The 22,186-nt window shown below is 62.4% G+C and carries 16 protein-coding genes; 9 read left to right on the forward strand and 7 right to left on the reverse strand.

Translation table 11 applies throughout. From position 1 onward, the window contains the following. The first annotated feature begins 66 nt into the window (after positions 1-66). Positions 67-834, forward strand: a complete 768-nt coding sequence (locus tag BM360_RS15740; protein WP_093316095.1) for a 3'(2'),5'-bisphosphate nucleotidase CysQ — start codon at positions 67-69, stop codon at positions 832-834. Positions 835-851: 17 nt separating this feature from the next. On the opposite strand, the gene BM360_RS15745 is transcribed toward BM360_RS15740, so the two are convergent. The 3 genes from BM360_RS15745 to BM360_RS15755 are packed head-to-tail and all read right to left on the reverse strand — an operon-like array spanning position 852 to position 4,983. Then, positions 852-1,613: an SDR family NAD(P)-dependent oxidoreductase gene (locus tag BM360_RS15745; RefSeq protein ID WP_093317335.1), complete on the reverse strand. Its 762-nt coding sequence runs from the start codon at positions 1,611-1,613 to the stop codon at positions 852-854. Positions 1,614-1,621: 8 nt separating this feature from the next. Continuing rightward, positions 1,622-2,815: an MFS transporter gene (locus BM360_RS15750; protein ID WP_093316096.1), complete on the reverse strand. Its 1,194-nt coding sequence runs from the start codon at positions 2,813-2,815 to the stop codon at positions 1,622-1,624. Further along, on the reverse strand, positions 2,812-4,983 hold the full coding sequence (locus BM360_RS15755) for an oxidoreductase (RefSeq protein ID WP_341350610.1): 2,172 nt from the start codon (positions 4,981-4,983) through the stop codon (positions 2,812-2,814). Before BM360_RS15755 ends, BM360_RS15750 begins: the two co-directional genes overlap by 4 nt. 450 nt (positions 4,984-5,433) lie before the next feature. Between BM360_RS15755 and BM360_RS15760 the strand changes: the two genes are divergently transcribed. The 5 genes from BM360_RS15760 to BM360_RS15780 all read left to right on the forward strand — a co-directional run bounded on the left by BM360_RS15760 (position 5,434) and on the right by BM360_RS15780 (position 12,958). Then, positions 5,434-6,912: a flavin-containing monooxygenase gene (locus tag BM360_RS15760; protein WP_093316098.1), complete on the forward strand. Its 1,479-nt coding sequence runs from the start codon at positions 5,434-5,436 to the stop codon at positions 6,910-6,912. A gap of 60 nt (positions 6,913-6,972) precedes the next feature. After that, positions 6,973-9,426, forward strand: a complete 2,454-nt coding sequence (locus tag BM360_RS15765; RefSeq protein WP_242653524.1) for a TonB-dependent receptor — start codon at positions 6,973-6,975, stop codon at positions 9,424-9,426. Positions 9,427-9,439: 13 nt separating this feature from the next. Beyond that, on the forward strand, positions 9,440-10,666 hold the full coding sequence (locus BM360_RS15770; RefSeq protein WP_093316099.1) for an MFS transporter: 1,227 nt from the start codon (positions 9,440-9,442) through the stop codon (positions 10,664-10,666). A 73-nt stretch (positions 10,667-10,739) separates the two neighbouring features. Next, on the forward strand, positions 10,740-11,915 hold the full coding sequence (locus BM360_RS15775) for an LLM class flavin-dependent oxidoreductase (protein WP_093316100.1): 1,176 nt from the start codon (positions 10,740-10,742) through the stop codon (positions 11,913-11,915). Positions 11,916-11,917: 2 nt separating this feature from the next. Continuing rightward, the gene (locus BM360_RS15780) at positions 11,918-12,958 is read left to right on the forward strand and encodes a zinc-dependent alcohol dehydrogenase (RefSeq protein WP_093316101.1); all 1,041 of its coding nucleotides are present in this window, start codon (positions 11,918-11,920) and stop codon (positions 12,956-12,958) included. Positions 12,959-12,982: 24 nt separating this feature from the next. Here BM360_RS15780 and BM360_RS15785 read toward each other — a convergent pair whose 3' ends face one another. Further along, entirely contained in the window at positions 12,983-13,768 is a 786-nt protein-coding gene (locus tag BM360_RS15785; protein ID WP_093316102.1) for an SDR family oxidoreductase, read from the reverse strand. A 70-nt stretch (positions 13,769-13,838) separates the two neighbouring features. Further along, positions 13,839-14,912 carry a Rieske 2Fe-2S domain-containing protein gene (locus BM360_RS15790; protein ID WP_093316103.1) on the reverse strand — a complete coding sequence of 358 codons (1,074 nt, stop codon included), beginning with the start codon at positions 14,910-14,912 and terminating at the stop codon, positions 13,839-13,841. Positions 14,913-15,033: 121 nt separating this feature from the next. Here BM360_RS15790 and BM360_RS15795 point away from each other — a divergent pair, with 121 nt between their 5' ends. The 3 genes from BM360_RS15795 to BM360_RS19645 all read left to right on the forward strand — a co-directional run bounded on the left by BM360_RS15795 (position 15,034) and on the right by BM360_RS19645 (position 17,694). Next, positions 15,034-15,786 (forward strand): helix-turn-helix domain-containing protein, encoded by a 753-nt coding sequence (locus tag BM360_RS15795; protein WP_093316104.1) that lies wholly within the window; start codon positions 15,034-15,036, stop codon positions 15,784-15,786. 160 nt (positions 15,787-15,946) lie between these two features. Continuing rightward, positions 15,947-16,717: an SDR family NAD(P)-dependent oxidoreductase gene (locus BM360_RS15800; protein ID WP_093316105.1), complete on the forward strand. Its 771-nt coding sequence runs from the start codon at positions 15,947-15,949 to the stop codon at positions 16,715-16,717. Positions 16,718-16,719: 2 nt separating this feature from the next. Then, positions 16,720-17,694, forward strand: coding sequence for a nuclear transport factor 2 family protein (locus tag BM360_RS19645; protein ID WP_165611323.1), 975 nt, complete (start codon positions 16,720-16,722; stop codon positions 17,692-17,694). A gap of 172 nt (positions 17,695-17,866) precedes the next feature. Here the strand turns inward: BM360_RS19645 and BM360_RS15810 are convergent, their stop codons facing one another. Together BM360_RS15810 and BM360_RS15815 are read right to left on the reverse strand one after the other, a co-directional pair. Next, complete coding sequence (locus BM360_RS15810; protein ID WP_093316106.1) at positions 17,867-19,219, reverse strand: spinster family MFS transporter; 1,353 nt, start codon at positions 19,217-19,219, stop codon at positions 17,867-17,869. Then, positions 19,219-22,071 (reverse strand): TonB-dependent receptor, encoded by a 2,853-nt coding sequence (locus BM360_RS15815; RefSeq protein ID WP_165611324.1) that lies wholly within the window; start codon positions 22,069-22,071, stop codon positions 19,219-19,221. The genes BM360_RS15810 and BM360_RS15815 overlap by 1 nt, the downstream gene beginning before the upstream one ends. Between the last annotated feature and the right edge of the window lie 115 nt (positions 22,072-22,186).

Here is a 22,186-nt window from a genome sequence, read left to right on the forward strand (position 1 = left end):
CCGCATCGACACGACCGCGATGACCGCCGACGAAGCGGCCGACGCGATCATCGCAAGGCTGATCCCGTGAGCGCGGCCGGCATCGACCTCGGCGACGATGTCGCGCTGGCGCGGCACATTGCAGACACCGCCGGAGAGCTGCTGCTGACGCTGCAGCGCTCCGGCCTGTTCGAGGGCAAGGCGCTGGGCCGCGCGGGCGATCGCACCGCCAATGCCTTCATAATCGAGGCGCTGCGGCAGAATCGGCCCGACGACGCTATCCTTTCCGAAGAGGAAAAGGATAGCGACGCGCGTCTGTCCGCCAGCCGCGTGTGGATCGTCGATCCGCTCGACGGTACGCGCGAATATGGCGAGGCGCGGGCCGACTGGGCGGTGCATATCGCGCTGGCGGTGGACGGGGTCGCGACGATCGGCGCGGTGGCGCTGCCGGGCGTGCCGGTGACGCTCTGTTCCGGGCGGCCGCAGCCGGTGCCGCCCGCGCCTGAGAAGCTGCGCATGCTGGTCAGCCGCACGCGCCCCGCCAAGGAAGCGGTGGCGGTGGCCGAGGCGCTGGGGGCCGAGCTGGTGCCGATGGGATCGGCCGGTGCCAAGGCGATGGCGGTGCTGCGGGGCGAGGCGGACATCTACCTCCACACGGGCGGGCAATATGAGTGGGACAATTGCGCCCCCGCCGCCGTTGCGCTCGCCGCCGGGCTGCATGCCAGCCGGGTGGACGGCACGCCGCTCGTTTACAACCAGGCGGACACCTACCTGCCCGACCTGCTGATCTGCCGGCGCGACATGGCGGACAAGGTGCTCGCGCTAATCGCAGGACAGTCGAACAAAGCCGGTTGAACAGCGACGGGTGCTGCTCAGCCGGTGGTCTGGCCGCCGTCTATAGTGAGCACCGTACCCGTCGCGTAGCGCGCATCGTCGGACGCCAAATAAGCGATTGCAACGGCGATCTCCTCGGGCGTGCAGGCCTCGACACCGGCAAGCTTCGGCATATTGCGCGCGGACGCTTCTGCCAGCACGGCCATATCGAAATCTGCGGCGCTCATCGTCTTCTCGTGCATCGGAGTCGCGACCCCGCCGGGGCAAACTACGTTCGCGCGCACACCGTGCCGACCCATCTCCAAGGCTGTGCTCTTTGTAAGCGCGATCACCCCCGCTTTTGCAACGCCGTAGGCTACCGTTCCATAGACCGGATGGTGACCGCCGGCGGACGAAACGTTGACGATGCAGCCGCGGCTCTCGACCAAAATCGGTATGGCGGCTTGCGTGAGATAGAAGACCGCACTCAAGTCGATGTCGAGCGTGCGTTGCCAACTCGCAACGCTGGTGTCCTCGACCCGTCCCCAAGTCATGATCCCTGCAATGTTTAGCAGGACATCGATTCCGCCGAGGATCGTGCTGCACCGCTCGACAAGCGTCTTGCCCGCGGCTGGATCGCTTGCATCATAGAAGACGTGATGGCCGCCCAGCATTGCTGCGACTTTACTGGCTCCTGCCTCGTCGATATCACCGATAACAACGCGCGCGCCCTCCGCGGCAAAACGCTTTGCTGTCGCACGGCCAATCCCCGATGCGCCGCCAGTAAGCAGGACACGCTTTCCTTCGAACCGCTTGTTCATCACCATTCCTAGCCTAACACCGAAGCACGCACAGCCGCCGCTGGTCGCAAAATGATCAGCAAACCGCCGATCACTAGGATGATAGCGCCCAGCGCAACGAACGAGGCGGAGACGCCGAACCATGCACGGAGCGGCGCCATCACGAGCGGGTTGACGAACTGACCGGCGTTCAACGCGCTGACGATCAGCCCCATCGCGACGGCGTGCACGTAAGCCGGCGTGCGATCAAAAACGATCGAGGCAATGGCCGGCTCGGACATGCCAGCCCCGATCCCGACGAGCGCACACCCCAGCAATGTGCCGCCGGCACCGGGCAGTATCGCAACCGCCAATATGCCGCAGCCCATGCAGAGCGCATCGATGATGAGGAAGCTCTGCGTATCAATCCAGCGGCGCAATGGGCCATAAAGCCCGGCCGACACCATCGCGACCACTGACGTCACGGCGACGATCATTCCCTGGGTCTGCGCACTGGTGACACCCCGTTCTTCCAGCAGGAACGGCACCTGGATCGCGGGCGTGAACATCGCCACAGTGAGCAGCATCAGCAGCAGGTAATATGGTGCGACACCTGCAAGCGGTGACAGATCTGGTCTCGATCGGCTGACTGGCACAGACGACGTCGATGATGTGCGCCCGATGGCACACCAGCCAACCCCGAACACTGGGAGCGCGAACATGTAGAGTGCGAACGGCGCACGCCAGCCGGCCGCATCGACCAAGCTGCCGCCAAAGACGAGTGCAAGGGCTGCAATCGCCGAGGAGAGCGACGTCGCCAAGCCAAGCACCGTCTCGCGAGCCGCATCCTCGAAATATTCGCCAATCAGCGTCAGCGACGACGTTAGCAGCCCACCCCCAGCCACGCCGAGGAGCAGCCTCAGTGCGATGAGGTGCTCCCGGCTGTCGACGAGCAACACCCCTGCACCGGCGACGACGAACAGCAGGAGAGACAGCAGCAGGGTTGCACGCCTGCCAATCCGCGCAGCAAGCAATCCAGCGAACGGCGAGCTCACGATCAACATGATGGCAGGTGCTGTCATCACCAGTTGAGCGAAGAGCTGCCCGTCACCCCCGGAAGCAAAGCGTGCGGCCATGCTGGGCATTGCGGGTGCCGCCGCCATCGGGATCAACGACACCAGCGCTGGTCCAGCGATGCAAACGCCCGCCACCACCTTGCTGGCGGGCTTCCGCTCCTGGGTCATATTGTCTGAACGGCCAACGCGGCATCGCGCATCGCGCCCTCGATATAGCCGACACCCGTGCAATCGCCCACGGTCGCAACCGGATATCCGAGCCGCTCGATCGCTTCTGCAAGGGAAAGGTCGCCCGTCGCTCCCTTTGCGACAATCACCGTGTCCGCCGCGATCGTGCGCTGCTGCTGATCCTCGTTCGTATAGGTCACGAGATGATCGCCGATGCGGACGTCGGAAACCTGCGTCAGCATCGCGACACCTAGATGGCGACACTCATCGATCACCCTGAAACGCCGCACCAACTGCAGCCCCTTGCCTACCCGTGTTCCTTCCTCGAGGACGGTGACGGTCCGATCTCTTGCGGCCAGGAACTCCGCCAACTCAAGGCCAACCAGCTCGCCCCCGATGATCACCACCCTCTTGCCGATCGGCATCCAGACCTTGGAAGCACGGCGCAGGACCTCAAGCTTGCCTGTAGCACCGGTGATGGCCCCCATTTTCATCGCGGTGCGTGTGATACCGGACGTCTTTCCACGCAGGCTCTCAAGGTTCTGGCCCAACACCAGATTGCGCATGTCGTCACCCGAGAAGACGAAATCTCGATTTCCACCCGGAATCGCTGGCATTGTCCGCTTTGCACCAGTGGCGACGATCACCTGATCCGGTTTGAGTGACGCGATCAGCTCAGGCGTGACCCGGGCATTGAGCCTCACATCGATGTCGGCCCTGGCGACCTCATTCTTGAGCCAGTCGACAATCCGCTGGTTCGGCTCGTAGGCAACAGACGCGAACTGAGCAGTTCCTCCAAGGCGGCTGGACGCCTCGCAGAGGATTACCTTGTGGCCCTTGTTGGCCAGCAGGCGCGCGGATTCTAAGCCTCCAGGCCCACCGCCGACGACGACTATCGTCTTGCGGCGCTCCGCCGGGTACTGAGCGCGCTCCCTTTCGTATCCGGTAAGCGGATTTACCGCACAGATGACGTGCTTCGAGTTGAAGATGTTACTGATGCACGTATAGCAGTAGATGCACGGACGCACCTTGTCGGGCGTGCCCGCAGCCAGCTTGTTCGGAAGATGTGGGTCGGCCAGCAGCTTTCGGCCCATAGTCACAAAGTCGAGCTTGCCCTCCGCAATAAAGCGATCCGCGTCTTCCGGCTCGATCCGCCCCGGACAGATGACTGGAATGGATATCGCCGCTTTGATTGCAGCAGCATTGGCGACGAAGCCGTTGCGAATGTCTGTCGCATGGCCGGTGGAGTATGTAGCGCCACGATTGCCGTCACCGTGAGCGCTGACGTGAATAGCGTCCAACCCAGCGCGCTCCGCCAGCAGGGCAACGGCCTTGGCATCCTCGACCGTGATGCCGTTGTCCATCAGGAACTCCTGACTGTCGAACCGCATCCAGACCGGATAGTTCGGACCAACAGCCGCGCGGATCGCTTTGATGGTGTCGAGAAGAAAGCGCGCGCGGTTCTCGACGCTGCCGCCATATTCGTCCGTGCGCCGATTGTAAGCGGGAGACAGAAAGCTGGAGAAAATGTAGCCGTGTCCCGCATGAACTTCGACAGCATCGACACCCGCGCGCTTTGCGCGATCGGCTGCGTCGGCGAACATCTGGACGATGCGCTCGATCTGCTGTGCGCTCAATGCATCATACTTCACCTCGCCCATCGTCGCATACGGCTCGAAGAAGCGGGCCTGCTCTTCCTCCAACATTACATCTACGAAGTCGCCACTGTCCTTCGAAGCTTGTGGAGGCGAGGGACATGCTAGCGGTCGCCCCTCGAGCATGTCGTGCATGGCAAGAAGACCGGCGTGATGCAGTTGCACCGCCAGCTTTGCACCATGCGCGTGCACGGCATCGGCAATGGCCCGGATGCCTGGTATGTAGCGGTCGTCCGAAATGGCTTCCTGCCGCCAATTGCTGGCGCCTTCGGGGTAACCGATCGACACCGACCCCATCGTTATCAGCGCTGCACCGCCGCGGGCGCGCTCCTCGTAATAGTCCTTCAACTTCTCGCCCGAGAAGCCGCCCTCTTCTGCGAGGTTCGACCCCATTGGCGTGAAGAAGATGCGATTACGCAAGGTCATGCCGTTGATCCGGCCAGGACTCAGCAGGTGACGAAAGGCGGGCATATGGCGTCCGTATGATAGAGCTGAGACAGGATCAGTCGGCATGCCGCGGGCTTACACACCGCCGTAGCGACCACGTGATCGCGCGCGGAGCAAGCTCCTCTCGTTCAATCATCAGCCTCTCCTAGACAGCGCGCCGCCGCTTATGCGATTCGGCAAATCGTGTGATTGACGGTGGCTTTTGACGCTTTGCGTACGACAGCGCAACCAGGAACACGCATAACAGCCACCGTCGCCAGAGGGGCGCCCCTATGCGGTAGGGGGCAATTCCGCCCCTCATGCCACACTACCTACATCTCTGCCGAAACTTAGCGGCGACAGCTCGTATGCCGCTCCGCAGCGCCAGAGACCTACGCATTTCGACACTATGAGTTGACACTTTCGGTGATTGCGTAGCACTATCTACCGCAATCGTGGAATTCGCCGAAGCCCATACGTCCATCTCGCCCCATGACTCCCGTACGTGCTGTTGCGCAGGATGAGGATCAAACGCCGATGACCGTTACACCACACACGGCGAGCAAGCGTGATCTGCGCTTCGTCATCATCGGTGCCGGCATGGCTGGCCTGCTGGCCGGGCTCAAGCTGCAGAGTTCAGGCACACAGAGTTTCACGATCTACGAAAAGGGTGCAACGGTAGGGGGCACCTGGCGCGAGAACCGGTACCCAGGTTTGACTTGCGACGTTCCGGCGCATGCCTACACCTACTCGTTCGAGCCAAATCCCGACTGGTCTCGCTTCTACGCACCGGGTCCTGAGATTCAGCGCTACTTCGAAACTGTCGTCGATCGGCACAAGCTCCGCAATAGGATCCGCTTCAATACGGAGGTGACAGGCTGTCATTGGGATGGCCTCCGATGGAGGCTAACGACGGCGGGCGGGGGCGAGGACGTCGCAGACGTCCTAATCGCGGCCACCGGTGTTCTGCACCACCCCAATATTCCAGCTATCCTCGGCCTAGAGTGTTTCGCTGGTGAGACGCTGCACAGTGCGCGATGGAACGACGATGTGGTGGTAGATGGCCGCAGATTGGGCGTGATCGGCAACGGCTCCACTGGCGTCCAGATCGTGGTTGCCTTGGCCGAGCGCGCGCGCGAACTGGTTCACTTCCAACGTTCACCGCAGTGGATCATGCCGGTGAATGACTTCGCTTACTCAGACGAGGAACGAGAGGCCTTTCGAGAGGATCAGGCGAGGATAGACGCCATACGCTTCGGTGAGGATTATTGGTCCGGGATCCGACGCTTCAATGAGGCAATCATCGAGCCGGACTCCCCGGCCATGAAGGAAATCGAGCGGATCGTCCTTGAAAACCTTGAGCGGAATGTGGCAGATCCCGCACTTCGCGAGCAGCTCAGACCGGATTACAAGCCCGCTTGCAAGCGGCTTGTTTACTCCCCCAGTTATTATCAAGCCGTCCAGAAGCCCGGTGTCAGGGTCGAGCGGGACCGCATAGCGCAGGTCGAGAGAAGCGGCGTGCGCATGGAGCACGGCGGTATTCATCCCCTTGATGTGCTGGTTTTAGCCACCGGATTTCAGACCGATCGATTCGTTCGACCAATCAAGATCGAGGGCCGGAACCACGCAACGCTTGACGAGGCGTGGCGAGTTCGGCCGACCGCCTATTACGCGATCTCCATACCGGATTTTCCGAACTTCTTTATGCTCAATGGGCCGACCGCACCCGTCGGCAACTTCTCCTTGATCGATATCGCGGAAAAGCAGTGGGCCTATATCGAACAGCTCCTCGCACCACTACGCGATGGGCGGGCGACAAGCGTGTCGGCTCGCCACGATGCGCTCGCGGAGTACGAGTCGCGGCGGATAGCAAAGGCGCGCACCACGGTGTTCGGCTCAGGTTGCACAAGCTGGTACCTAGATGCGGAGGGCGTCCCGCAGACATGGCCATGGACGTACGACCAGTTCGCCGATGCCATGCTCCAGCCAGACATGGCGGCATACGACATCCGCTAGCGACCATGGACTGCCAACACCGCGCAATGGGCATTAAACCGACCGCGTTTTTGCATTATCATGACCTTCTACTGTGTACGCATAGGCGGTTTTATCCGCCTTGCTTTCCTGTTTTGCGTGATCCATACGCGGCTTCGAGCCGGGAGCGAACTCGGCCAAGCTGATCGCAAGTTCGGGGAGAGACGTATGAGGTTTCGTTGCGCGCTGCTCGCTTGCTCGGCGACCGCTGCCATGTTACCGACCGTCGCCCTTGCACAAGCTGACACAGCGACTCCGGGCACCACAGTCACGAGCAACACGTCAGCTCAACCGACCGGCGGGATTCAGGACATTGTGGTGACGGCTCGCCGTACCGAGGAGCGTTTGCAGAACGTTCCAGTCGCCGTCACGGGCTTCAGCGCATTGCAGGTGCAGGCGCTCGGCATCACCAACTTCGGCGACATTGCTAAGGGCATCCCGAACTTGGAAGCGCAGCGCCAGTTCGGCTCCGCGAGCTCGCCACAGTTCTACCTTCGCGGCGTGGCCACCGGCACGCTGAAGTTCGAAGCGGATGCGGGCATCGGCCTCTATATCGACGGCGTGTATCTGGGCCGTCCAGCGGGCGCCGCCTTCGACCTCGCCGACATCCAGCGCGTTGAAGTCCTCCGCGGACCGCAGGCCACCTTGTTCGGTCGCAACTCAACTGGAGGCGCAATCAACTATATAACATCATCACCACGCGGAGAGCTGGGCGTCAGAGTCGATGGCACTCTCGCCAACTATGATCGCCGGAAGGGCAAGATCTCGATAGACCTTCCCGCGCTCGGCCCGCTCTCTGCGCGGATCAGCTATCTACACGACGAGTTTGACGGCTTCGTTCGCAATCTAACGCCTAGCCGCAGCTTCCAGTTTACCGAGCCCTTTGGGACAATCCGGTCAGCGAAGTCATTCGGCGGCGAGAATACCGACGCTGTAACAGCTGCGCTCCGACTTGATCTCGCTGCGCTCGTGGTGGATTACAAGTTCGATTACACCAACAAGGTATCTACTCAGCTCGGTCAACAGTTGCTAGGCTTCAATCCCACGTTCGCGCCGACCGGCTCGCTCATAGTCAACACGCCCGGCGCTGTGGTTGTGGGGCCGTCGACGCGACGCCAGAAGGCGCTCGCACTCGACTTTACGACGCCCTCGCACCTGAAGATTCAGGGACACAGTGTGACGGCGAAGTACGAGATGACAGACGACGTCTCGGTCAAGAGTATCACAGGCTTCCGCAAGCTGGACGAAAACGTCGGTGGCAACGACATCGACGGTGGTGCGTTGGTCGATCCATTCACGGGATCGGGCGCGCCGTTCACCTACATCTCCTCAGTCGAGGACCGTCATCAGAAGCAGTTCAGTCAGGAACTGCAGCTGCTTGGAAGGATCAGCAGTCTCGATTTTGTGCTTGGCGGGTTCTTTTTTCGGGAAACCGGCCGAGATAACAATCCCGTCTTCGTCGGCTCGCTGCTCCCGACAAGTGGCGTGATTACACCCAGTACTGGGCCGGGCACGGGAAGTACGATCAACCTGTTCGGCGTGCCGAGCGACTATCTGGCAGGCTCCAATGTTACAGTTCGCAACCGCTCAGTCGCGGGTTACGGGCACCTTGCCTATAAGGCCCAACGCTTCGAACTTGCCGGCGGCATCCGTTACAGCAAGGACAACCGGCGCGAGAACTTGCTCGCTGCCGGCTTGGTCCCATTCGTGACCCCGTCGCAGGTGTACAAGGTGACGAACGACCACTGGGACTTCGACGCCACCTCCACGTTCATTTTCAATCCTAATGTCCGCGCATATGCTCGCTTCGCGACCGGGTATATTTCCGGCGGCGTGCTCGGCGGCATCGCTTTCAAGTCGGAGACGATCAAGAGCTATGAAGTCGGCTTCAAGGGCGATTTCTTAGATCGCACAGTCCGCCTCAACCTCGCAGCCTTTCACTCGGATCGCCGCAACGTCCAGACACTTAGTTTCAGCGCGGCGTCCGGCACCTTCATCGTGTCGTCCCCTAAGGCCAGCGAGAACGGCCTTGAGGTAGAGGCTACTTTGGCGCCCACCGGAGGCCTCACATTCACAGGCTCGTTCGGCTATCTTGACGCGAGCCTGGCCGACGATCCGGTCTCGGGTGCGCCCGTACGCTCGCTCGCACCCCGGTATACTGCCGGAGTCTCTGGTCAATACGAGTTCCCGAAGTTTGGCAACGAGAGCTTCGTAACCGCCCGAGTGGACGGCTTCTTCAAGGGCAAGCGCGCCAGTGACCCGCTCGTGAACGCTTCGACACAAGCCCTGACCGAGTTGCCGTCGCGCTTCGACGTCAACGCGCGGATCTCGCTGGTCGACCTGCCTATCGGAGGCACGAAGGTCCGCGTGTCGGCGTGGGCCCAGAACCTGACCTACAACAAAAAGCTTGAGTTCGCGCGCGACCTCTCGACTGCTGTCATCGGCGTGTTCCAGGTTCCCCGCACCTACGGCATAGATCTGGGTTTCGCTTTCTGAGTAGCGGCCGTCCATGACCGAGGTCGGCAACCTTCGCGGAGCACGGCGCCAGGTCTGCCTGGCGGCGCTAGCCCAGAACGTCGCGACAGGCCTAACGTTCGGGACTTTCGGTACGCTGGTGTTGGCGATCGAACGCGATCTCGGTATGAGCCGCACCGCCTCGGCACTGACTATGTCGGCCATGGTGCTGACGCTTTCCTTGGTCGCTGCGGCGCTCGGTCGCCTTCTTGAGCGCTACTCTCTTCGCGCGACGATGCTATCAGGCTCGCTAGCCGGCATCTGCGGCTTCTTCGTGCTGTCGCTCGTGAAAGAGCCAGCGCTCCTAGTGGTCATATACGCCCTGGTCCTTGGACCCGCTACCGCGATGCTGGGGGTACTGCCCTCCAACACGCTCGCCACCCGATGGGCACCGGCCGAGTGGCGGGGGCGAGCGCTTGGCCTTGTGAACACCCCCGTCCTTGTGATGGTCGCTCCGCTCGCGGCTGGTTGGATGCTTTCGAACTACGGGCTACGCGCGACATTCCTGACGCTTGCCCTTGCGCAGCTATGCATAACCCCGTTCTTTCTTGCCGTTCGGGACGGCGATGAGGGGCAATTGGCCAGTCCTGACCCGACGCAAAGCACCCTGAAACATCCGGCCATCCTCTCTCGGCCCGCCTTCTGGATCATGATTGTTGCGACGGGCCTGATCGTCGGGGCGGGCACGATGAAGATAGCTCATCTCGTCCCGCTTTTGACCGAGCAGAAGCGGACCTTCGCGGAAGCCAACCTGCTGCTCGCGTTGTCGGGTGGCGCCGGGCTGCTCGGATCGTTGACCTTTGGCACGCTTGCCGACCGATTTGGCGCGGCGCCCGCGCTAATAGCCAACGCTCTACTCCAAGCCGGGATGTGGACAATTTTTCTTGCTCCGGTCGGCCTCGGGTGGCTGATCGCCGACGCTGTTGTGGTGGGAGCCTGTGGTGGCGGCGTACAAAGCGCCTTCGGCGTGCTGTTGAGTAACCTTTTCGGTCGCGAGGCTTTCGGCCGGGCTTTCGGATTGGCTTCACTGTTCACCTTGCCATTCCTCTTCGGCCTTTCCCCGCTCGCCGGGCTGCTGCGCGAACGAACGGGCGATTACCACCTTCCGATCGGCGTCATCGTTGGAGGCTTTATCGTGGCCGGGCTTTTGCTGGCCGCCCTTGTCCGCAGCGAGCGGCATGGCCGCTCGCTGATTATTCAGAGGAGGCATGAAGATGCTTGAGCAGAACTGTTTAGATGCTTCGGCGAAAGAGCCACACACAAACCGAACGATCAGTGGTCGATGGTAAGCCGCTATGCGTAACGTGAAGCTGCGCGCTGGTGTTTTCCTCGCGCCATTCCACCCACTCGATGAAAGCCCTACGCTCGCGTTCGAACGCGATCTCGAACTGGCAGAATATGCCGACCAACTCGGCCTTGCGGAGTTCTGGTATGGCGAGCACCATACAGGCGGGTACGAGAATAGCGCATCCCCAGAACTAATGATTGCCGCCGCTGCGCAGCGGACGAAGCGCATCAGATTAGGTACCGGCGTCGTATCGCTGCCCTACCATAATCCGCTGATGACCGCGAATCGCGTCGCCCAGCTTGATCACCTCACCTTCGGTCGGCTGATATTCGGCGCAGGACCGGGCCTGCTGGTGAGCGATGCGCACATGCTCGGGCTCGACGCCCGTTTATCTCGCGACAAGCTGGATAGCGGCCTATCCCTCATCACCCGTCTTCTGCGTGGTGAGTGGGTGACGGAGGCGCATCCGGGCTGGTACGACCTGCACGATGCCCACTGCCAGGTCCTGCCGTACCAGCAGGAGCTGGAAGTGTGCGTCGCGAGCACCTTCTCCCCAAACGGAGGCGTGCTGGCGGCAAAGTACCGGGCGGGCATGCTCTGCCTCGCGTCCACGATGATGGGCGGCTTCGACGCGCTCTCGACCAACTGGAAGATCGCGTGCGAAGAAGCGGCGTCAGAGGGCTGGCGGATGAACCCCTCAGGCATTCGTTGCGCCACCGACATCCACATCGCTGAAACACGAGACAAGGCGATGGATCAGGTCCGCCGCGGTTATGAGCGGTATCTTCTCTACATCAAGAACCAGTCGGAACAGCTCAAGGAATCGCCTGCGCACAAGACGTTGGAGGAGCTCATCGAGGCGAACGAGATCGTAGTCGGCACACCGGACGATGCGATTGCACAGATAGGACGACTGGACCAGAAGGTACCTGATTTCGGCTGCTTACTGGTGCTCGACAAAAACTGGGCGGATACGCCGGACAAGAAGCGCTCGCTTGAGATGCTCGCCCGCTACGTTCTGCCCGAGGTCAACGGCGAAAACACGAACAGGATGAGGTCGTTCGACTGGGCGCGAGAGAATCGGGACGGCTTTATCGACGTGATTCGGACATCGACGCAACGCGCCTTCGACAAGCACGCCGCAAACAAGCCAACGTCAGCCACTGTCGGACAGGAGGGGTGAGCATGCGTACTGCGAACTATATCCGGCCAGGGGCTATCGAGTTTCGTGAGGACGCGACGTGCCCGACGCCCGCGGCGGGCGAGGTCCTCGTGACGGTCGAAGCTTGCGGCATCTGTGGGTCGGATCTGCACATGTATCGCAACGACACTTATCGGGAGAGCCTCGTACGCTCGACACCCGAGGGTTACGAAGTTCCGGGACACGAGTTTGCGGGACGCATTGCCGCTCTTGGCGAAGGCGTCACGGAATGGACGATTGGCGAGCGGGTCGTCGGCGTAACGGGGCTCGGGGGCGGCATGGCCGAGCTCGTCGCTGTGCCAGTAAACCCGTTCCAGCTGGTCCGCATCCCGTCGGAGGTCAGCGCGCCGGAAGCGGCAACGACGGAACCGCTAGCCGATGCTCTGCAGATGGTCCGCAAGGCAGAGATTAAATCTGGGGAGAACATCCTCGTCTTTGGTGCGGGCATCATCGGCCTTGGCGTCATCCAGGCGATCCGCGCAAAGGGAATAGAGGTCGGCAGAGTCGTCGCAGTCGATGTGCACGATCGTCGCTTGGAAAAAGCGCTGGAAGTCGGGGCGACGGACGTCCTCAATCCGAAAACGTGCGATGTATTCGAAGCTGCGGCGGCGATCTGCGGCCGAGAAGATGATTATCGCGGCGAATCGGCGAACGTCTCCGTCGTGTTCGACTGTGCCGGCTACATCAAGCACATACCCGGACCGCCACCGCTCGAAGTCGCGCTACATCTGATCGCCAACCGTGATGGGAGGATCATTTGCTTTGGCGGCTACGAGGATCGCATGCTGATTGATTTCGGATACATGATTCAGAAAGAGCCCGTCATCATAGGCTCTAACGGCTATGCCGCGGAGGAGCTCGTCGAGGCATTGGAATTGATGCGGACAGGCGCAGTCGACCGGCGCACGCTGATCTCCCACCGGTTTCCCCTGGATCAGGTGAGTGAAGCGTTCGAAGCGCAGGGCCGGCCTGATGCAGTGAAGGTGATGCTGACGGTCACTCCTGAGGCGGCGGTGGCGCGTTGACGCGCCGCCGCCGCCCTGGCTGTCTCAGGGGGCCATCCACTCGCCGCCATTCACATCCAGCACCGCACCGCTGACCATCTTTGTATAATCCGACACGAACATCAGGACCGACTTGGCGCACTCCTCCTCCGGTGGAATCACGCCCAGCGCGATGCCTGCGGAAACGCCGGCTACCAGCTCGTCCATCGAGGTTCCGTTGGCTGCTGCGATCCCCTGAAGGGCGTTTCGCACCGGCTCGCCCCAAAGCCACCCCATGCGCGTGGCATTGACCCTGATGTTGTGCTGCCCGAGTTCCGCAGCGAGCTGCCGTGATGCTGTCACGAGCGCTCCCTTGGCGATGGCGTAGGAGAGCGAGCCGCCCGGCAGATGCTTCTGCGCCTGCATCGTGGCCACGTTCACGATTGCACCGCCGCCATTGGCCTTCATGTGTGGCAGTACCGCTTGCGCCATGCGAGCCGAACCGAGACACGCCACGTCGATGGTGTTCGCCCACCCTTCGACATCCGCATCCTCGAAGGCGCCGTTCTCACCCGGCGCGTACGCGCTGTTGACGAGTCCGTCGATCCGGCCAAACCGTTCCGCCGTCGCGTTCGCCAACGCGACGCACTGATCGGACTTGGTCACGTCGGTCGACAGCGCGATGGCCTCTCCGCCGGCGTCCGTGATCTGACGAGCGACCCCGTCTATATAAGCCTGGTTGCGCGCGCCCAGTGCCACCTTTGCACCCTCTCTTGCAGCAATGATCGCCATCGCCTGCCCCATGCCAGGCCCGACACCGACGACGATCACCACCTTGTCTTTAAGAAGCACCAGCTATCCTCCCTCTGCTAAGCGTGTGCGCCGCCTGCCTCTACCCGCCCGGACCAAGACCTTGCGGGACCTACTCGGCGGCGACTTGGGCACTCGGGTGCGGTGCCACGCCTACTGTGGCATGCACCCCGTCGGCGCGCGCCTGATAATCGCCCGCGCGCGCGCGTGGATTATAGAATTGGCGATACCAAGTGCGGCTTCTGTGGAACGGCCCGTCGGTCGGCAATCGCAGGATAGTGATGGCTGCCTCCTTGGTGCGCCAAATCTCAAAATCCTGCGAGAAGGCGGCAAGCCCCACGTCATGGTAGCCTTGCTGAACCGCAACGTCCTCCGCCGTCGGGGGGCTGTTGCGCGCCTTCGTCAACAATCCGTGCCAAATCTGGGTGACGCCGTCTTCCTTGGGCGTATGCAGGACGATCTGTACCGCGTCAGTCGTGCCGGCATAGCGCGCGACGAGGATACCAGGACCAGTGTAAAAGGCGTCGACGTCCATCACGCTGTCGCCGACCGCCATCGTCTCGTGACCTCCGCCGGATCGCTGCCGGCCGATCACACCATCGAACGTGGTATCGAAATAGACCAGCCTCTGCCCGTGGATCGGACCGAAGTGCTGCGTGTCGCCAAGATTGTCGATGATCTCCTGCGGATGCACCGCGATCGCGCCGAGATCGTCATACTCGCCCCGCAGCCACTGCGGGTCGTCCCACTCGGGGAGGCTGGGCAAGTCATAGTCCGGTGCGCCCTCCTCCGTATCATGCCAGACGAAGATACAGCCGAACCTCTCTTCCACAGGGTAAGCGCGGACGCGGGCGGCATGCGGGATCGGTCCGTCGAAATACGGCACGTGATCGCACCGTCCATCGGGACCGAAACGCCAGGCATGATAGGGGCAGCGGATCGCGTCGCCCTCGATCCGCTTGGCGGCAGCCTCGTCGCTCTGCGGTGCAGCGAAATGCGCGCGCATGTGCGGGCAATAGGCATCCAGCAGCACCGCCCGCCCCGATTGTCCGCGATAGAGAACAAGATCGCGGCCCAGCATGCGGAGTGCCACAGGCACTTTGCCGATGTCGGTCGAGCGCGCCACCATGAACCAGCCGCGTGGGAAGGTGAACTCGCCCAAACCGTAGCTCGCCGTCGTCGCCACAGCCAAACTCCTCCGATATGCTCTGCGGGCATGCCGGTGGGGACCGCACCCGGCAACCGGACTGTTAGAGAATCCTTCACCTCGTGATAGAGATCAATCGTGTGATGATATGGGCTGAGGCATGATCGAACCGCGGCATTCAAGCGTGCTCGCCATCGTGAGCAACCTGAAGCGCGAACTGAAAGCGCGCGGCGTCAGGGTACGGCAACTCGCCGAAGAGCTGGGCGTCGCCGAGCCGACGGTTTGGCGTTGGTTGCGCGGCGAAGGTCTAACCCTGGTGAATTTGGATGCGATCTGCACAGTTGCAGGGCTGGACCTGCGCGACGTGGTCGCGCGGGGCAGCAGCGACTTGCAAGACAGCTTCACGCCTACGCAGGAGAGGGTTCTCGCTGCGGATCGCGGATTAGCGCTGGTCTTCTTCTCGATCGTCAACGGAGCGCAGCGCGAACAGATCACGCGGGAGTTCGGGCTTGCGGCCGATCGGGTGGGCTCACACCTCGATCGGCTCGTCCGCTTAGGCCTCATCGACGTAACAGCGAATGGCAGAATCCGGCCGCGCACCTCGCGCTTGGTTCGCTGGCGCCGCGGCGGGCCACTTGCGACGGCCTTCGAGAAGACTGTGAAGTCGCTGTTCTTGTCCATGGATTTCAGCAGCTCGGACGCGCGCTACGTGTCGGACATGGTCTCCTTGACCGAGACCGGCCTCGCCCGCGTACACGCGCTGTTCGAGGCGCTGCGGGAGGACGTTCACCTGATCGGCCGCGAGGAGGAGGCCGCAGGGCTGTCGGATCGCGTCTGGAGCGGCGTTCTGATGATGGTGCACCCTTTGCAGATGAGCGAAGTGACGAATGGTCTGGTGCCCGGCGCTGAATAGCAGGCTCGGCGTTACTTTTCCGCTCCCTATCACCTGACGATAGATGGCCCATCGCGTGCCGATTGGGTCTACGACAGTCAGATTGACGCTTGCGGCTAGAGCGAGGCAGCGGCGGGCGGACGCGATTATGATCCTGCCGCGCCCGACAGATGGAGCTTGCATGACCGATATTTTCCCCGAGGGCGCGGCGCTGATATTCGGTGGTAGCGGCGGCATCGGCCAAGGCGTGACCATGGAGTTTGCGAAGGCCGGCACAGATGTGGCGATCTGCTATCGCTCCAAGCGGGACGCAGCCGAGAAGACGGCGGAAGCGGTACGGGCCGAAGGGGTCAATGCATCGATCCATCAGGTCGATGTGCGCGACCCCGCGCAGGTCAAGGCAGCTGTTGCTGCGGCAGTCGCGGGGCACGACCGGATCCACAGCATGATCTGGGGAGCCGGGCCGCTGGTTCCGCAGATCCACATTTCTGACTGGACGCCCGATCATTATCGCAACGCGATCGAAGTCGAGGTTCTCGGCTTCTTCAACGCGGTTCAGGCGCTACTCCCCCACTTCCGCACCTCAGGAGGCGGCTCATTCGTCCATCTCGGCTCGGCAGGACATGATTGGTGGCCGGCCATGGACGGCCTGTCGGTGGCGCCGAAGGCGGCGAACGAGGCCCTGATCAAGGGGATCGCGAAGGAAGAAGGCAAATACGAGATCCGCGCCAATTCGGTGCTGGTGGGCGTGATCGACGCGGGCATGTTCCACGAGCTTTCCAGGCAGGGCGTGTTCGACGAGGCTTGGGTGAACGAAACGCAGAAGCTCCTGGCCTTGAAGCGTTGGGGAGAGGCTGCCGATATCGGACAGGCAGCCGTATATTTCGCGTCAAGCCGAGCACGCTATGTGACCGGTCAGACAATCTCGGTTTCCGGCGGCTTTGGAGTTTGACGATGAGCAACAACAGCGCTCCCTCTCTCCGGGCCCACGCATGGACGCTGCAGGAGATGCTGGATAAATCAGCGCTCGAAGAGCTAGCAATGGCATATTGCCACGCGGTTGACCGACAGGATTACGTACTGCTGCGCAGTCTTTATCACGATGATGCGATCGACGACCACGGCCCCATGTTCTACGGCAGCCCCGACGAGTACGTGGCGTGGCTTCCATCTATGCTTTCCAACTGGTCGGCAACCTCACATCAGCTGTCCAACATGCTGTTCTTGGTGGATGGCGATCGTGCTGAGGGCGAGTTGGCCGTCACCGCCTACCACCGAACCAAAGACGATCGGCGCGAGATGATCGCGCATGGCCGCTACATGGACAGCTACGAGAAGCGGGACGGCATTTGGAAGTTCTTCCGCCGCTCGCTGGCGCTCGACTGGATGGAGGATCGGGCCTTCGTCGAGAGTGAGGGACCGCGGTTCGACGATGGTGTCATGATGGGCGCCTTCGGTGCCGATGACCCGGTTTATGCGCGTTTGCCGATGTTCAAAGCACAGCGAAGCGCGCCCGCTTTGGTGCCCGAGGTGGCACCTCTTTCTCCGGACCATATCCGAAGCGTCTTCGTCCGCTACGGCGAACTCATGACCGCTGGCGACGTGGAAGGGGTGACGGCGCTGTTTGCTCCTCTCGCGCGCCATCGTGATCCGGTAAACGGCCCCCTGCGGATCGGCCGGGACGCCATCCGCGCTTATTATCGCGACAGCATCGACAGCATGGGCGGCGGTATCGAGATGAAGCTGGAGGGATCGGTCCGCATCGCCGGTGCGCACGCCGCAGCCGCGTATATCGCACGCACCATCCATCACTCGCAGCTACTCCGAAGCGAGACATTGGACGTCATGACGTTTGACAATCAAGGTCTGATCGAGAGTTTCGATGCGTACTGGGGTGAAGCCAACTTCACGCCTGATCCGTCAAACTAGTTTGGTCTACAGGTCGGGTTTATGGGCCAGAGCGAAAGGAGGATCGGGCCGGACGCACTTCAAGAGTGCAAATGGAACGTCAGCCTCTATAGAGGCTCGCCTTGATTGCGGACGTCCACCTCCTGACGAAGGCGAACGTCAGCATCCCGCTCGTGACCAATGGTGGCATCGATCAGGACTTGATCTGTGGATTCAACCTGTTCACCAAGCTACCGTAAGCGCGCAGGCCGGACAGGGCGCTTGCCATCGCGAGTACGCCTGCGAACAGAGCGGTTATGGAGAGCGCCGGACCGATCCTTCCCGTGTTCCCGAACAAGGTCTGGTCGAGCGTCGGGATGATCGCCGCGCCGATCGACAATCCGACTAAACTGTTCGCTAGCAGGAACAGGGCCGCATTTGTCGCGCGCACGCCAGGCGGCGTTGCCAACTGGATCGCGGCCACCGAACAACCGAAATACCCGTTGAACAGGAAGGTCGCCACGGCGAACAGCGCGAGGACCGCCAGCGGCAATGGCATGAGGGGTGCAGCCACTGCGGGCAATGTCACCGCTGCGGCAAGCATGGCGACGGTGCGGAGATTGGCGTCGGCATGCCCCCGAAGGGTTAGCCGCTCTGCAAACCGTCCGCCGAACAGCGTTCCCGCGCTGCCGCATACCAAGAGGACGACGCCGAGCGCGCGCCCGGCCTCGCCGGCACCCATGCCGTGCGTGCGGATCAGCAGCGACGGATACCAGGCGCTCATGCCGTAACCCATGATCCCGAGCGCGACCGAACTCGCGTAGATCGCGAAGAAGGACCGCCGCTCCTGCCACAACCAGGCAAGTGTCGCACCGAGGCTGCCGACACGGGTCGGACCTCCATTGACGACTGGGCGCCGTCGCGCGGGCTCCCGCACCGCGGCGACGAGCGCGAGCACCAGGAATCCAGGCGCGGCGACGATGAGGAAGGTGGCCTGCCAGCCCCTCAGCGCCCCGATCACTGCCAGGATCACGCTACCGCTCGCTGACACGGCTTCGATCACCGAGCCGCCGATCATCAACGCCATGCCCCCGCCGATGGTGATGCCAAGCGTGTAGATCGACATCGCCCGTGCGAGGCGTGCGGGCGGGAAAGCATCACTGAGAAAGGAGTGCGCTGCCGGAGAAAGCGTCGCCTCACCCAGGCCGACAAACGCACGTGCCACAAAAAGGTGAGCGAACGTACCCGCCAGGGCACAGGCGCCGGTGGCCAGGCTCCATACGACAACGCCGGCTGCGATCAGCCATTTACGCCCTACCCTGTCTGCCAGCATACCGAGCGGAACGCCTGCGACCGCGTAGAGCAATGCGAAGGCGAAGCCTTGCAATAAGCCCATCTGCACATTGCTGATGCCCAGATCGCGACGGATCGGATCGACCATCAGGCTGAGGATCTGCCGATCCGCGAAGGACAGGATATAGGCCACCAGGAACACGGCCAGAGCAAAGCGCGGACCGCGCCAGCCGGGTGACGACGCGCGCTCCGCCCCGGCCGGTGCAGCGGCCATCAGAAGGCCTGCTTCACGGCAACGGTGATCACGCGGCCACGAGGATCATGCACGATCGGGTCGAAGCCGAGGTTCAGCTGGGCGACGGGCGGATCACGATCGAAGATGTTGATCGCGCCGACATTGATCTCGGTAGCCTTCGATCCGACCAAATCGACGGTCAGCGTATATTGCAAGTCGAAGGTGTTCCACGCCTTGATGCGGCTCTCGGTCGTGCCCGTCCGGTCGTTGCGATAGGCGCTGACGTAGTGGCCGAGGACGTTGATGCGGTGCGCACCGGTGGCGAAGCTGGTACCATATTCCACGCGGTCCTGCGGCAGGGAGCGGCCGAGATTGTTGAAGTTGACGCTGCCGAGGCCGCTGATCGGCGCCGCGCCGGCCGCCAGCTGAATCGAGTATTTTGAGAAGTGCGTCCATGCGGCGGACGCCTCAACCGTGCCAATGTCTGTCTCAACGGTGTAGCGGCCTGACACGTCGAGGCCCTGCGTCTTCACCGAGGATGCGTTGATGAAGTTAAGCCGCACGCCTTGCAGCCCGCCGCTGATATCGCGCGTGACGCGCTGCTGCGCCGGCGTGCCGGTACGCCCCGCAAGCGTATCGGCGATCGCCTGATCGATAATCGGCTGGGGGTTCTCCTTGACGATCAGATCCTTGTAATCGAACGAGAAGAAGTCGGCCGACAGCTCCAGCCCACGCACGGGCCGCAGTGTGGCGCCCAGATTGTAGTTGGTCGACTTTTCCGGCCGGAGATCCGGATTGCCGAAGGTCTGCGTGTTGGCGAAGACGAAGGCGCCGCCATCGTTGACCGAGGGCTGCGCCGATTGGACGGCGACCAGCTGATAGACGGAGGGAGCGCGAAAGGCCTTGCCCCACGACGCGCGAACCGACAGCTCGTCGAAGGGCCGTGCCAGCACCGCCACCTTGGGGCTGAAATTGCCGAAACTGTCGAGATACTTTTCGTAGCGGCCCGATAGCTGCACCTCGACACGTTCTCCGGCCGGCACCTTGAGCTCGCCGAAGATCGACAGGTTCTCCTGCTTGCCCGAGAAATCGGGCGCCTGGCCGAGGTTGATGAGCTCGCCCGCATTCACCAGGTCGCCCCAGTCATGCCGGAACGTGCTGCGGCGATATTGCACGCCGAGTGCGGCAAGCACGGTGCCGCCGCCATATTGGAAGAGCTCGCCGCTGGTCAGACCGTCAAGCGTGACAAGCGACGTCTTGCCGTGAAGGTCGGTGTATCCGATGAGGCTGTTGATCAGCTCAGGGCTGTTCTGGGTGCCGGTGCCAAGCCGCGCGGAGCCGAACGGGTTGAAATAGCGGCAGGCACCCACGCCCGGCCGCCCGGTCGCCGGATCGCAGCCGGGCCCACCGAGGCCGCGCAGCGCATTCGTGAGAGGCGTCAGAAGTGCATCGGGCTTGTTGTAGCGGGCGAGCTGCTGGCTGTAGGTCGCGTTCGTGCTCCAGGTCCACGTACCCGCCAGGGGCCCGCTCAGCCCGCCTGCGACGCGGAACGTGTCATAGTTGAAGGTCGCGATCGAAGGCCCGTAATCCGATCCGAGCAGCCGCCCCCTGAAACGGACATCCTCGCCGAACGGATTGTCAGGATGACCAGCGGGCACCACCGGCGAGATGGCGAGGATCGGGAAAGACGGCGACGCTGCCGTTTTCGAGTAGGTGTTGGCGTAACCAGCCTCCAGATTGAGGTCGATGTCGTCACCGAGCTCGGCATTGAAAGTCGCAAAGACCTGCGCACGACGCTCCTTCGGGATAAGGTCAAAAAATTCAGAGAAGTCATAGCGACAGAAGGTGTCCGCGGGCGACGTCTTGAAACTATCGGGGAAGGCCGCGTTCAGGCAGTTCGGATCGGGCCGGAACGCGCGCAGGCTCGGCACGAAGTAGGAGCCCGGCTGGCCATAGCTGGACACCGAATGCCACGCCGGGCGGCCGAACGTGCTGGCGCGGGAGAAGCTGCGCTCGCCGGTCGCAAGCCGCGAACTGCCGTAATAGGAGGCAGCGAGGACCAGATCGCCGCCCAGCAGCTTCGTGCCCACAATCCCTTCCAGATCGATCTGGCGGGCACCGTCGAGGAAATTATAGCGTCCGGACACCTCCGCGCCGTCCACTCGTCGCCGCGTGATGAAGTTCACCACACCCGCGACCGCATCGGAGCCGTAGGTGGCGGCGGCGCCGTCCTTCACGACGTCGATCCGCTGCAACGCAATCAGCGGCATGATCGAGTTGATGTCGGTAAAGGTGCTGCCGTCGCCTGCCGCCACGGCGCTCAGCGTCTGCCGCCGTCCGTTGACCAGCACCAACGTTGAGCCGAGGCCCAGATTGCGGAGGTTGAACTGCGCGGTGCCCGAGGTGAGCGGCTGATTGAGCTGATCGACCTGCGCCTCCGAGCCAGCATTGCCGGGAAGCGCGCGCACCAGTTCGCTCGGATTCGAGATCGCCCGTGCGGCCAACGTTGCGAAGCCAATCACATCGATGGGCGACGCAAGCGACGATTGCTTGATCAGCGACCCGGTGACGACGATCTCGCTCTCGGGGACAGCGGCAGCGGCTTCATCAGCCACGACAGCTGGCAGAGGCGCGGATTGGGAGGGCGCGACAGACGGCTGGTCCGGTTGCGCATAGTTCATGGCGATCACACGCGGCGCGCGGCGAATGACAGCCGAGTCCGGCCCGGTGGGCACCGCATGTAGCCCGCTCCGATCGAGCAGCTGACGGAGCGCGTTGGCACCCGTCATCTCGCCCTTGACCGCGTTGCCCCGCAAACCCGCAACATCGTCATGGGCGAAAAGCAGCTGCAGCCCCGTCTTGCGCGCGACATCCTTCAACGAGAGCTTCAAGGCCTGCGCCGGGATCGTGAAAGTCTGTGGAGCGCTCAAAGCCTGCGCAGGTGCGGCTCGGGGGCAAACTGCGACAGCGATTGGTAGAACGTGCGCGGCCACAAGCAGGCGCTTT

Origin of the sequence: Sphingomonas jatrophae, assembly GCF_900113315.1 — a bacterium.
In the GTDB taxonomy this organism is placed as follows: domain Bacteria; phylum Pseudomonadota; class Alphaproteobacteria; order Sphingomonadales; family Sphingomonadaceae; genus Sphingomonas_P; species Sphingomonas_P jatrophae.